At 46.8% G+C, this 14,317-nt stretch carries 7 protein-coding genes; 4 read left to right on the plus strand and 3 right to left on the minus strand.

Annotated features, from left to right (window positions below):
- Positions 1 to 260: 260 nt before the first annotated feature.
- Genes D0C36_RS21140 through D0C36_RS21155 form a run of 4 tightly spaced genes read left to right on the plus strand, consistent with a single transcriptional unit; the run spans position 261 to position 11,571 of the window.
- Complete coding sequence (locus D0C36_RS21140) at positions 261 to 8,168, plus strand: gliding motility-associated C-terminal domain-containing protein (RefSeq protein WP_117393720.1); 7,908 nt, start codon at positions 261 to 263, stop codon at positions 8,166 to 8,168.
- Positions 8,169 to 8,187: 19 nt separating this feature from the next.
- Complete coding sequence (locus D0C36_RS21145) at positions 8,188 to 9,195, plus strand: PorP/SprF family type IX secretion system membrane protein (protein ID WP_117393721.1); 1,008 nt, start codon at positions 8,188 to 8,190, stop codon at positions 9,193 to 9,195.
- A gap of 11 nt (positions 9,196 to 9,206) precedes the next feature.
- Positions 9,207 to 11,189: an OmpA family protein gene (locus D0C36_RS21150; protein WP_117393722.1), complete on the plus strand. Its 1,983-nt coding sequence runs from the start codon at positions 9,207 to 9,209 to the stop codon at positions 11,187 to 11,189.
- Between the two features lie 43 nt (positions 11,190 to 11,232).
- Positions 11,233 to 11,571, plus strand: a complete 339-nt coding sequence (locus D0C36_RS21155; RefSeq protein WP_117393723.1) for a hypothetical protein — start codon at positions 11,233 to 11,235, stop codon at positions 11,569 to 11,571.
- Between the two features lie 49 nt (positions 11,572 to 11,620).
- On the opposite strand, the gene D0C36_RS21160 is transcribed toward D0C36_RS21155, so the two are convergent.
- The 3 genes from D0C36_RS21160 to D0C36_RS21170 form a co-directional block, all read right to left on the minus strand.
- Positions 11,621 to 12,025 carry a response regulator gene (locus tag D0C36_RS21160; protein ID WP_117393724.1) on the minus strand — a complete coding sequence of 135 codons (405 nt, stop codon included), beginning with the start codon at positions 12,023 to 12,025 and terminating at the stop codon, positions 11,621 to 11,623.
- A complete protein-coding gene (locus tag D0C36_RS21165; protein WP_117393725.1) occupies positions 12,025 to 13,620 on the minus strand; it encodes a sensor histidine kinase in 1,596 nt (531 codons plus the stop codon). The genes D0C36_RS21160 and D0C36_RS21165 overlap by 1 nt, the downstream gene beginning before the upstream one ends.
- Before the next feature lie 202 nt (positions 13,621 to 13,822).
- Positions 13,823 to 14,023: a YtxH domain-containing protein gene (locus D0C36_RS21170; RefSeq protein WP_117393726.1), complete on the minus strand. Its 201-nt coding sequence runs from the start codon at positions 14,021 to 14,023 to the stop codon at positions 13,823 to 13,825.
- Positions 14,024 to 14,317: the final 294 nt, after the last annotated feature.

Below are 14,317 nucleotides of genomic sequence, written 5' to 3' on the forward strand. Positions count from 1 at the left end.
TTTAAAGATTAATTAATAAGGAATTGATTGTGTAAGCGTTAACTAAAATGTGCAATCTTGTTAATCTCCGTTGTGTTAACTGGGCAATTTAATGGAATAAGCGTATTGTTTTGCCCTGCTAAAAATAGTGAACAAAATGAATAAATTATTCATTTTGTGAATAAAATGGCAGGTGTGAACAGTAAATGAACAAAGTGTTCTAAGGCTATTTGGAATGCATAGCCGTAATTAGGATTGATATCATACCTAACACTCTATGCATGAAAACCTCTACCTTTTTTAGCAGATGGGTAACTGTCTTGTTACTGCTGCTTTGTTCTACTCTCAATGTAATTGCGCAGCGCAATTTTGCTACCACACAGCAAAACGGCCGGGCAGACCTTTTGTGCCTCGGCTGCGTTGTTGATGATGCCGGTTTGGCCGTTGACGGAAACTTGCAAACCCACTCAACCATTAGGGTTGGTGTTGGGCTGATTGCCGCAACTTACCAGGAATTAATTTTTCCCGGGGCCGCCAAGGTTGCTGCCAACACACCCGTTAACATTAAACTGGGCACAGGAGATGATCTGCTTGATCTGACGGTGCTGGGGCGTATTACTATCCGGGCTTACAATGGCACTACGCCGGTGGGCGGGGCCATTGCAGCAAATACCCTATTAACGGCAGTAAGCAACAACAACCAGTTGCAGTTAAGCATTACGCCAACCGCGGTTTACGATCGTGTGCGTATTACGCTTGGCGGGGGGCTGGTTGGTGCCTTAAGCAGCATTTATGTTTATGATGCTTTTTACAACGGTAACGCCAATGTTGCCTGTAACAATGCGTTTGACGAGTTGCACGGCGTATCATCGGCCTTGCTTAACCTGGGGGTTGATGTGGGGGGCGTTGCCAACCCGCAAAATGCTATTGATGGAAACATCAACACGGCATCAACCCTTAATGCGGGTGTTGCTGCCCTTGGTGCTTATGCACAGCAAACTGTTATTTATGAACGACTCTCAACCGTAGGCGATTCTGTTCGCCTTACCATGGCTTTGCCGCCTGCATTGATTGACGCAGGGGTGTTGTCAAATATTTCGATATCAACCTACAACGGTAATACCTATAATAACGATGCCGTTGTTTTTAACTCAGCCCTGATCAATTTACGACTGCTTGACCTGGTGGGCGGCCGGCGCAGGTTTACAGTAACATACGCCCCGCCAAAAACTTTTGACAGGGTGCAGCTTCGCCTTGGTGGCGGCATAGCCAATGTGCTATCCAGCTTAAGCCTCTACGAAGCCGAGAAACTGATACCGCGCCCCGTTATCAGGTTTAACAATGTAGTTACTGATAATGCAAATATCTGCGCAGGCAGTTCGGTATCATTAACTGCCGTAGCAGTGCCAAATACCGTATTTAAATGGTACACCCAACCAACAGGTGGTACTGCGGTATTTACCGGTGCAACCTATTCACCGGGTGTACTTGCCGCTACAACAAGCTACTATGTTTCGGCCATGCGCAACGGCTGTACCGATGAATCTGAACGTACAAAAGTTACCGTAACGGTTAACCAGGTACCACTTGCGCCGGTTATAACCAACAATAATATTTCGGTTTGCCCGGGTGGTACGGTAACATTTACCGCAAACCCGGTTACCGGCGTTACTGTCAAATGGTATGCTACTGCTACCAGTACCACCGTATTGGCCACAGGCAATAGCTTTACTACGCCTGTTATAAACGCCACTACCACTTACTACGCCGAGGCTACAACAGGCGGTGCCTGCCCAAGCCCTACACGTACCATGGTTACGGCTACTTTAAGCCCGCTGCCTGCAGTGCCAACCTTAACTGCCGGCAACGTTACTATTTGCGATGGCGATGTTGCCATTTTATCAATAGCATCGCCTTTGGCGGCACAAACTTATAACTGGTACACTACCGCAACAGGTGGTACACCGGTTTACACAGGTGTTAACTTTACTACACCCGTATTACATGCTAACGCGATATATTACGCAGCCGCAGTAAATGCAACAGGTTGCGAAAGCGCCACACGCGTACAGGCTAATGTAACGGTATCGCCAAAACCGGCTAATCCTACGCTGGCTGCCAGTTCGCAGTCTGTCACCGCAGGGCAAACCGCTACCATCAACGTAACCAATGCCCAAACAGGTATTACTTACAGATGGTATACATCGGCCGCTGCAGCTACACCGGTGCATACAGGTAATAATTACACTACACCTGCACTATACACTAATACCACGTATTATGTAGCCGCATTTAACGCAGCAGGTTGCGAATCTGCAGCGCGTACGGCTATCACCATTAATGTAACTATTGATAATAACTCGCCGTGTACGTTTGCCAATGTGCAAACCGGCAATACCAGCGGCCTGTGTATAGGTTGTTTTGTTGAGAATGGTGCCCTGGCTGCCGATGCCGACACCACTACCGCATCAACACTGCATGTAATTGCAGGCTTGCTTGGTGGCTATCAGGAACAAAATCTGGTATTCCAACAATCTGGTTTTGCAGGCGATACTGTGAAACTGGTATTGCGTTCGCCGGTTGGTTTGGCCGATGTGGGTGTGCTGAGCCAGATCTCTGTAGCGTTATACAATGGCGCTACCGAAGTAGGTAGATATACTTTGGATAATAACCTGCTTACACTGCGCCTTTTAGGTGCAGGCAACCGTTATGCAGTTTACATCCCCGCAGTGGGTGCTTACGACCGTGTGCAGATCCGCCTTAATGCGGGTGTGGCAGGTTTGCTTACCGCGCTTGATGTTTATTATGCTATACAGCAATATCCTAAACCGGTGTTTACAAATGCTAACCCTCAAATTTGTGCCGGAAGCCCTGCAACGCTTAGCGTAACACCGCCGGCAAGCGGCACCATCAGATGGTTTGCCAATGCAACAGGTGGCTCAGCGTTAAGAACAGGTGCAACTTACACAACACCTAATCTTACAACCACTACTACTTATTATGTTGAGTATAGCCGTGGTACTTGCGTTAGCCCGGTGCGTTATCCTATAACCGTAACCGTAAATGATCCACCGGCTAAACCAACCGTTATCCCTTCAACAGCAAGTATAACTGCGGGCCAAACAGCTACCTTTAAAGCTACAGGCGCAACAGGTACGGTTATTAAATGGTACGAAGCACCAAGCGGCGGCACTGCAGTGTTCACCGGTGCTACGTTCACCACACCAGCGTTATCAGCCAATAAAACCTATTATGCCGAGGCAGTACTGGGCGATTGTCCGTCGCCGGACCGTACACCGGTAACTGTGACTGTTACCCCGGTTGTAGTACCAAATGTTACCGTAGTGCCGCCAACCCAGGCCATAGATCCGGGCACATCGGCAACGCTGGTAGCATCATCAACCACTCCTAACGTTACCTTTAACTGGTATACTCAACCAACAGGTGGTACCATAGTTTATACAGGTGCAACATTTAATACCCCTGCGGTATTTGCGCCGATAACTTATTATGCCGAGGCTGTTTCACAATCGGGCGTAAAATCGGCTACAAGGGCGCCGGGTGCTATAACGCTTAACTCGGTATCAAACAACCCTGTACCTTGTGATGCAGCTATCGCTCAAACCAATTCTGTTGGTGGCGGCTTGCTGTGTGTACTTTGCGGTATTTCAAACGCCAACGGCGCTATTGATGATAACCGCAACACGTTCTCGCAACTCAATGTGCCAATAGGTGTGCTGGGCGGCTATGCAGACCAAACCTTGAGGTTTGCCAACACAGGCCGTGCAGGCGATAGTGTTGTAGTTGAGTTAGGCGTGCCCGGTACATTAGCAAGTGTGGGCGTATTATCACAAATAAGCCTGGCTACTTACAATGGCACCACTTTCAATAATGACAGGACTGCTATTGACGGCGCCCTGATAAAGATCACTTTACTGAATAACACCAGCCGTTTCCGTGTAGTATTTAAAGCTAACGCAGATTTCGACAGAGTAGAGATCAGATTGAACTCGGGCGTAGCCGGAGTGTTAACTGCACTGAATATTTATGACGCTTCACAATCAGTAGCAGCACCTGTTGTAACTGCAGCAAGCGTTACTGCCTGCGCGGGCACACAAGCTACGCTTACCGCCACCGCGCCGAGCCATGTAACCATTAAATGGTATACAACAGCAACAGGCGGAGTGCCTGTAGGTACAGGCGCAACTTTTAATACGCCGGCCTTAACATCAACACGTACTTACTATGCAGAGGCAAGCCGTACTGCTGATGGTTGTACTCAAACCGTACGTACACCCGTAGTAGTTACCGTAACACCAACACCGGCGGCTCCGGTGGTTAATACACCAACGGTAACCGTATGTTCTGGCCAGCCGGCAACATTTACCGCTAATATCGTAGCCGGCGTAACCTTTGCCTGGTACGCGACCCCAACAGGTGGTACTGCTTTGGCAACCGGCAATACTTATACAACCGGCCCGCTTACCGCTACTGCCACTTACTATGTTGAGGCACAAGGCGCAGGTGGTTGCGGCAGCTCGGCACGCACACAGGTAACTGCCAACGTTACCGCTACACCACTGGTGCCAACCGTTGCACAAAGTACTGTACAAGACTGTTCCGGTTCGGCAGCTACGTTAACAGCAAGCTCAACCCAGGCAGGTGTTACCTTTAATTGGTACACTACAGCCACAGGCGGCACACCGGTGCATACAGGTGCAACTTTTGTTACGCCTACGCTTACTGCCAGCAGATCATACTATGTTGAAGCTGCATCCGGTACCTGTGTTAGTGCTACAAGGGCCCAGGTAAGGGTTAATGTTAACCCAACCCCGGCTAACCCTACAGTAACTATAACGCCGGCAGGTGGTCAGATCTCATCGGGCCAAACTGCTACACTTACTGCTTCATCAACCACTGCGGGTGCAACCTTTAAATGGTATACATCTGCAACAGGTGGTACCGCTATACACACCGGCGCAAGCTTTACAACTCCGGCACTTACCTCAAACATGACTTATTATGTTGAGGCTGTGCTTGCCGCAACAGGTTGTACAAGCCCTTCGCGTACGCCGGTTAATATTACGGTTAACCCAATATTCTCCACTTCGTGTGATTTTGCATCAACCCAATTAAAAGATGTGAACGGCGGCCTTGCTTGTTTGGGTTGTGATATCGATGACCCTAATAATTCGGTTGATATCGATACACTGAACTTTGCCCACTTGAGGATGCCTATAGCGGTGCTTGGTTCTTACGTTGCCCAGCAACTCATCTTTAGTGATGCAGGTTTGGCAGGCGATACGGTTACCGTTAAGATCGCTATCCCTGCAACAATTGCTTCGGCAACGGTGCTTAATCAATTGCAGATAGCATCATACAACGGCGGTACTTATAATAACGACAGGATAAACCTGAGCAGCAGCCTTATCGGCCTGCGTGTATTGGCCGGTGGCCAAAGTGCTATCATCAGGTTTAAAACAGGTGGTGCTTATGATCGCGTTGAAATAAGACTGAATAGTGCGGTTGCGGCCCTGTTTAATACTGCCGATATTTATTACGCAACCAAGCAAGTAGATGCGCCTAAAGTAACAGCATCAACCGCAAATATTTGTGCAGGTTCAAAAGCTACCTTTACGGTTAGCAACCCAACACCTGGAGTAAGCTATACCTGGTACACTACAGCAACAGGCAACACTGTTGCAGGTACGGGCGTAACCTTTACCACACCTGCTTTAACTGCTACAAGAACCTATTATGTGGCCAGCAGCCGTACATCAAACGGCTGTGCTAACCTTAACCGTGTAGCTGTTACAGCTAACGTTACACCGGTGCCGGTTAACCCAACACTTAACCAAACTGCGGCTACCATCTGCGCCGGCGAAACTGTAACCTTCACGGTTACCAATGCAGGTACCGGTACGGTAAGATGGTATAACGCGGCCACAAACGGCACATTATTGTTCACAGGCGTAAGCTATACAGTTACCCCGTTAATCACCACCAGCTACTATGCCGAGGTAAGCAATGGTACGTGTACCAGCCCGGCCCGTACAATGGCAACCGTTACCGTAAATCCACGCCCTGATAAACCGGGTGTTGACGCGGCTAACCTGCAGGTATGTACAGGTGGTACGGCAACTTTAAGCGTAACCAGCCCTGCTGTAGGTGTTACCTACAACTGGTACACCAGTGCAACTGCAGGCACTATAGCCTATACAGGTGCTACAGTTACCACAGTTCCTATCAGCCAAAACACAATCTTCTATGTTGAGGCAGTGAACAATACCGGCGGATGTACCAACAATGGTGGCCGTACGTCGGTAACAGTTACAGTTACCGGCCAGATAGCTGCCCCAACGCTTAATACAACTAACACAACAGTTTGTAGCGGTGGTTCGGTTACCATTAGTGTGAATAACCCTGTGGCCGGCCAAACGTATAATTTCTATACTGATGCTGCTTCAGCTACACCGGTATTTACCGGCACCAGCTATACGCTTACCAATGTTACTGCCAATGTATCATTGTTTGTTGAGGCTGTAAGAGGTACTTGTACCAGTGCAACCCGCACCCGTGCTGATATTACTGTTACACCGGCACCTAACCCACCACAAGTACAAGCACCAGCAGGTGGCCTAATTGCCTGCGATGGCTCTGACTTTACCCTGAGCATTGCCAACCCGCAAGCAGATCTGGTTTACAGATGGTATACCGCAGCCACTAACGGTACGCTGCTGTTCACAGGTACACAGTATACTATCAACATATCTGCAACCACAACTTATTATGTTGAGGCATCAAGCGCAGGTAACTGTAACCCATCAAGCCGTACACCGATTACGGTAACGGTTAGCCCGCTGCCGCCAGATCCTACAGTAACTGCAACAAACGTTACTGTTTGTCCGGGCAGTAGTGCTACACTAAGTGTTGCCGCGCCGCAGGCTGGTATCACTTACAGATGGTACAGTTCGCCTTCGCAAACTACAGTACTATTTACCGGGCCAACCTATGTAACTGATGCCATTTTAGCTACTACAAATTTCTATGTGGCAGCATTTAACAGCAATGGTTGCAGTAGCAGTAACCTGGCCATGGTACAGGTAAATACAAGGCCTGCACCGGCGCCACCGGTAATTGCCAATGATGTGCCGGTATCAACGTGTGCAGGTACAAGCGCAGCATTAACTGTTACCAATGCACAGGCAGGTTATACCTATAAATTCTATACTGTATCAACAGGTGGTACGGCAGTATTTACTGGTACAACTTACAATACACCGGTGCTTAACGCCAACACTACCTACTACGTTGAAGCACTTAATGAGGATGGATGTGCATCGCCAACCCGTACACAGGTAACTGTTACAGTTAACCAGGGCCCTAATGTTCCGGTAGCTTCTGCCACAGGAACGGAGATATGCCCTAACAACAGCACTACCATTACTGCAACATCTGATGCAGGCACTACCTTAAAATGGTATGCCGATGCAACTGGTGGTACACCACTGTTTACCGGCGCAAACTTTACCACACCGGTATTAACCACTACCACTACTTACTATGTAGAGGCGGTTAGCAATGCCACAAGTTGCGTATCGGCAACACGTGCCGCGGTTACGGTAACTATCCTTGGTGCGCTACCTGCGCCTGTGGTTACAGTACAAACTACAACCACATCAAGCGTAACATTTACCTACACTGCAATACCAGGTGCCATAGGTTACGAGGTAAGTTTGGATAACGGTGCTACGTTTATTACGCCAAGCTCCGGCGCAAACGGATTAACCCATACGGTTGGTGGCCTTAACCCTAACCAATCGGTAACCATTATAGTGCGTGCATTGGGTGGCAGCAGTTGCCAGCTAAGTGCAAACTCTAATGCGGTTACTGGCACCAGTTCTAATCCGTTTGGCGATGGCATTTTCGTACCAAACGCCTTTACACCAAATGGCGATGGTAATAACGATGTGCTGTACGTGTACGGTACCAACATCAAGAGCCTCGTATTCTCGGTGTACAACCAATGGGGCGAACAGCAGTTCCGCACTACCAATAAAGCTGCGGGCTGGGATGGTACCTACAAAGGTACGGCGCAGCCTGTTGGTGTGTACGTGTACTATGCGGATGTAACGCTCAACAGCGGCCAGGTGGTAAGGAAAAAAGGTACCGTAACACTCATCAGATAAACCTATAAAATCTATTCACATGAAAAACAAGATAATGATAATGATAGCGGTGCTGCTCCAGGTTGGAGCAGCCAACCGCTTGTTTGCCCAGATAGATCCGCATTTTTCGCAGTATTATGCTTACCCCATGTATCTGAATCCTGCGCTAACAGGGGTATTTAACGGAGATGCGCGTGTTACGGGCAACTTTAAAAACCAGTATGCCAGCATCAACAATGCTTACCAAACCGGTGCCGTATCGGCAGACTTCAGGCCGACGGACAGGGTAGGTGTGGGTGTTAACATCCTTAACCAGGCCGCCGGCGATATAGGGTATAACTATTTCTCGGCCTACGGCTCGTTTGCTTACAACATAGCCGTATCAAACGATGGTTATAAGAAAGTGAGCTTTGGTGTGCAAGCTGGTGTTATCAATCGTTTTTTTGATGCTAACAAAGCCCAGTATGGCAGCCAGTTCAACCCGGCCAGCGGCTTTGATCCAACACTGCCAAGCAATGAGAATTTCCTGAATACTAATGCTACCATATTTGATGCCGGTGCTGGTGTATTTTATTATGATGGCGACCCATCGCATACGGCCAATTTCTTTGGCGGTTTCGGCGTATCGCACTTAGCAAGGTCAAAAGACCCTATTGCCATGGCATCAAACACCAGCAGCGCTGCACGCTTACCTATGCGCTATACTGCCCATGCCGGTATCCGCCTAAGGATAAATGAAAGCTTTGACCTGGTGCCGCATGCTGTTTACATCAAACAACAAAAAGCCGAAGAAAAAGCCGCCGGTGCGTACAGCGAATTTAAGATAGATGGCGATAAAGGTTTGATACTGGGTGCCATGTACCGCTTTAAAGATGCTGCTGTGGCCAACGTGGGGTACCACTTTAATAACCTCATTATTGGTGCCAGTTATGACTTTAATACCACGCAAACCCGCTCGGCATTTGGGCAGGGCGGTATGGAGTTATCTATCAGCTACGTATTTCGCAGGCGCGTGCAGGAGCCAGAACCAATTTGCCCAAGGCTATAATCTTATCACTTATGAAAAAACTAATAACCATACTATTATTAACAGCCGCTATAGCCCCCGCACGCGCACAATACAGCAAGGATAACCCGCGCGGACTGGCCGACAAGGCATTTAATAATAAAGACTACTATGAAGCGGCCTACTATTACCGCAAGGCCGCCGAGGGGATGAGTTTGGTAACCCAGCAGTCGATACCTTATAGTGGCGGTGGCAAAACAGCCAAAGTGAAAGAGGGTAAAGTAAGCGACAGGGCGTACATCAGTTTCCAGCTGGGCGAATCATACCGTGGATATGAGAACTACCTTGAGGCCGAGCCGTGGTACTACCGGGTGTTAGAAGAAGGTAACGAGGCGCAGTTTCCGCTTGCCCGCCTATGGTATGGCGTATGTTTACGTGCCAACCAGCATTTTGATGAAGCCATAAAACAACTAACCGATTTTAACCTGGCCTACAAAGGCGATGCTAAGTACCGCGCCGTTGCCGAGAAGGAGATAATGAACTGCCGCTTTGCCAAAGAGCAGTATAAATATCCATTGCTGATTGAAGTGACCAAGCGCAAAGGCTCGTGGTTCTCTGATGGATCTGACTATGCCATGTACCTTAAAGATGGCATGAGCTACTTCACATCATCAAGGTTTGCCAAGGACGAGAAAACCCACGTAAACAGGTTGTACATGCTTAAGAACGACGGCAGCGGCCAGCCTGAACAGGTGAAGTTTAAGGATGATGCCGGTGTAAAAAGCAAAGACCTTGAATACGGTACACCAGCTTTTACACCAGATGGACAGCACCTGTATTTTACCCGCTGGTTTAAGGTAGGCAGCAAATCAACCTATGCTATTTACACCAGCCGTAAAGGTAGTGATGGCGTTTGGGGAACGCCTGAGAAGCTGAACTCAAACGTAAACGCCGAAGGCTTTAACTCGATACAGCCGTTTATTACTGCCGATGGAAAGCAGATGTACTTTGTATCTACCAAGCCCGGCGGGCAGGGGGGCGACGATATTTGGGTAGCAGACCTTAACGGCGACGGGACACCAACCAACTCAACCAACCTGGGCTCAACCGTAAATACTACCCAGAACGAGCAGGCGCCATATTACGATGTGTTAACCAAGCGCCTGGTGTACAGTTCAAAAGGTTTTACCGGCTTGGGTGGGTTTGATTTTTTTGAGGCCTTTAATAAAGATGGCAACTGGAGCACGCCAATGAACATGGGCTACCCCATGAACTCGGCTAAGGACGATCTGTATTACGTACCCGATCCTGCCGATGCCAATAAGTTCTACATCAGCTCAGACCGTGAATCTGACTGTTGTTTGAACCTGTTTGAAGCACATGACAAACGCCATACACTTAGCGGCTTGGTTATAGACTGTGACACCCGCAAAGCGTTGCCCGGCGTAAAAGTGAGCTTTGTTGATTCGCTGAACAAGCAAACCATCTACTCAATAGTAACAGATAAAACAGCCCGCTATAGTTTTAATGTAAAAACCAGCAGGCCTTATAGCCTCGTGTTAGAGAAACAAGGCTATTTCACTAAGGTGCTGCCTGTGCCGGCATCGGGGGGCGAGATGCAGGGCGATACGCTTTTTAATGCCGATATCTGCCTGCAGGCCTTTAAGGTTGATAAGCCTATCGTGATCAAAAACGTATTGTACGATTATGATAAGGCTACCCTTCGCCCCGAATCAAAAGAGGTGTTGAATGACCTGATCACTATCATGAAAGACAACCCTAAAATTAAAGTTGAACTGGCCGCCCATACCGACTCAAAAGGAAGCGATAAATACAACCTGGCCCTATCGCAACGCCGCGCACAAGCATGTGTGGATTATATAGTGAGCATGGGTATAGCAGAGGATAGGATATATGCCAAAGGCTACGGCGAAAGCCACCCAATTGCTTCTAATAAATTACCAAACGGCAAGGATAACCCTGTTGGCCGACAATTGAACAGACGTACTGAGTTTACCGTGATAAAAGTGGAATAGAATAGAAAAGTAGAACGAAAAAAGAAAAAAGGAGAAAAAAACTATGAAAAACACCGCATTTGTTTCAACCAGACCCACCCTTAAAACTAAGGGATTTTCAACCCATCACATCGACATTTTTAACTTGATCCTACTGGGAAAAACTAACCGCGAAATTAATCAGGTATTAGGTTACACCAAACGGTCGCATGCAGTGGTAGATCACTCACGCAAAGTAATGTACAAATTATTGGCACTTGAAGAATTGTGCCGCAGAGACAATCTGGATAGGGTAGTTTACCCGCGTAACTACCAGTTTTGGTGGAAAAAGCTTTTAGATAAACACATGGAGATGTTACTATCTGTAGCAATTGCTCCCGGTTTTTATGATGAGAGAGAGTAAGAGGATGAATCAGTGTACAAGTAGCCCCGCTTTCGCGGGGTTGCTTGTTTTAGGCATGTATCTGCGTTAAAATATCGTGCAGGTGGTTTACCGTTAAAGGTTTTACAATAAAGTCTGATACCAGCTCTATTTCGCGGGCCTTGGCATAATCAGCTTCATCAATAGATGAACTTACAATGTAAACAGTTATTTTTTTATGGATAGCCGGTACAAGGGCTTTAAACTCATCTAAAAACTGCCAGCCATCCAATACGGGCATATTAAGATCAAGCAATATCAAATCAGGCAGTTCACCGGTATTCTGTCTGTTCTCGATCACGAAATCCAGCGCAGCTTTGCCGTTATGGAAAAAGATGGTTTTCTCTGCAATATCAGCCTTCGCAATGATCCGCTTTACCGAAAAAGTATAAATTTCATCATCATCAACTACGCACGCAATACTAATTTTCTTCATTACAATATTATTTTAAAAGTGGATCCAATACCGGGTTTGCTTTCAACCTCAATTTGCCCGCCCTGTGATTCAACCTGCGTTTTTACCAGGAATAAGCCAACGCCATGCGCATCTTTACGGTCATGAAAGGTTTTATATAAGCCAAAAATTTTATTGCCGTGCAGCCTAAGGTCAATGCCAAGGCCGTTGTCGGCACACGCCAGCACCGTTTCTAAACTACTGTTTTTATAGGTTTTTATATCAATGTGTAACGGCACTTGCGGGTTACGGTATTTTATAGCATTTGATACAAGGTTAGTAAGAATGCTCTCCAGGTAAATACGCGGGAAACTGATGGTCTCCACATCCAATTGTACGCTAACTTTGGCATTATTAAAATTAAGGTCGGATTGGAAAATATCCAGCACCTTATCCACCTCTTTGCGAATGTTGAGCACCTCGCTTTGTATAACGGTATCCTTAATGCGGATAGCTTCAGACAAATGCTCAAGCGTATCGTTCAAAGCAGCGCTTACGTTATTCATCTTCTCAAACAACTCTTTATTGTTGTCATCTAATTTTTCTTCATCAACCAATGATGATATCAGCGCCATATTGCTGGCATGGTTGCGGATGTTGTGCGACAGGATATGCGTGAAATTTTTAAGCTGCTGGTTGTTAAGCGTAGTTAACTCTAATGATTTGTTCAGCGCCAGTTCATTTTGCTTATAACGGTCAATATCCATAAATATACCGCGCAGTTTTATCACGTTGCCGTTATCATCCTGTACGGGCTCACCGGTAGAGCGGATCCAGACGATGTTGCCTTTGGCCGTACGTATCTGTAGTTCGTTATCCCATTTGATGTTATTGTTGATAGCATCATCCAGCGCTTGTTGCGCTATGGTGAGGTTTTCGCCAAAAAAATAGTCTGATACTTTGTAAGTGCTCATGTCTGTATCATAGGGCAGCTCAAAAATATCGTAAACGGTATTGCTCCAGGTACGTTTATTGCCCGGCAGCTCGGTTTCCCAACCGCCAACACGGCTAATACGGCCTGCCTCTGATAATAAAAATTCGCTGGCGGCCAGTTTATCTTCCACCTCGCGGCGTTTTTCCATCTCGTATTCAAGGTCTTTAACCGTGCGGATGTTAACCGCCAGCGGCACAATGCGGTAAAGCGCATAAACCGAAAAGATAGATATGATACCGGTAATAAAGCGCACCAATGCACTAAAGCGGTAGGCCGGCCACCAAAATATGCCCGCATCAATCAAATGCGTTAGGCCGCATAGCAGAATAAAAGCAACAAACAGCAAAAATATCTTCGGGAAGGGAAGATCCTTTCTCCTGCGAACAAGCTTAAGTAGCAGGAAAGGGATGGCGAAATAGGCCGCCCAAATGCTGAGGTCTGATATGATGTAAAGCCAGCCATGAAAATCTGTCCAGGTGCCGCAATGCCAGCGGGCCGGGAAATCAACAGTGCTGAATAGCTTACTGAAAAACTCGCTGATCTGGTTGCCCAGCGAGGCTTTAGTGGCAGTATGTGCATGTGTTTTTTCGCAATAAGCGCCACACACCGCAACACTGTCTTTGATAGGGTTTAAGTGATTCAATGGGTAAATGATAATCTTTAAATATACCTTTAAATCATGTAGTTGTAAGAATTTTTATAATGATTTAAGTTGGATAAGTCTGTACTTGCATATAGGTTAATAATGTATTAAGCTATACTTAATTAGTGGGTTTTGGGTATTTTACAGCCCACAAAAAAAGCCCCCTGATTTTCAGAGAGCTCTTGTTATTTTAGCCGGTATATTAACCGTTATTTGAGCGGATCTTTTCGGTTGCCAGTTCAACTTTTTCTGATGCAAATTCTTTTGCTTTATTGAACCATTCGGGCGCTTTATCTGTAAGGTCGTCAAATATCGAGCGGCCGTCTTCTTCTCTTTTTTTGATGAGGTAATTAACGCCCAAGCCAACTGCTGCACCCAATGCTATAAATTTTATTAAGCCCATGATGTTTATTGTTTATGTGAATGATAAACAACAAAATGCAAGTATAGTGCCAAAAACATAACCGGGTAATGTACTTTATTGTTAATCAAAATTGGGCGAGAATATATTTAAGGATATTTTAGTGACGCAAATAATTTACCGGTACAAAGTGGGGCGTTGACTCAACGGTGTGGCGAAGGCTCGTTTACACCAGGTTGCAGCTTGTAAGCTTAAAATACAACCACAAGTGCTATATAAAGCAGGCGGCCTGGTTTTTGCAAGCGATTGGCAAAACAGCTTACAATTAATTAAACA

The organism is Mucilaginibacter conchicola, assembly GCF_003432115.1.
GTDB classification, from domain to species: domain Bacteria; phylum Bacteroidota; class Bacteroidia; order Sphingobacteriales; family Sphingobacteriaceae; genus Mucilaginibacter; species Mucilaginibacter conchicola.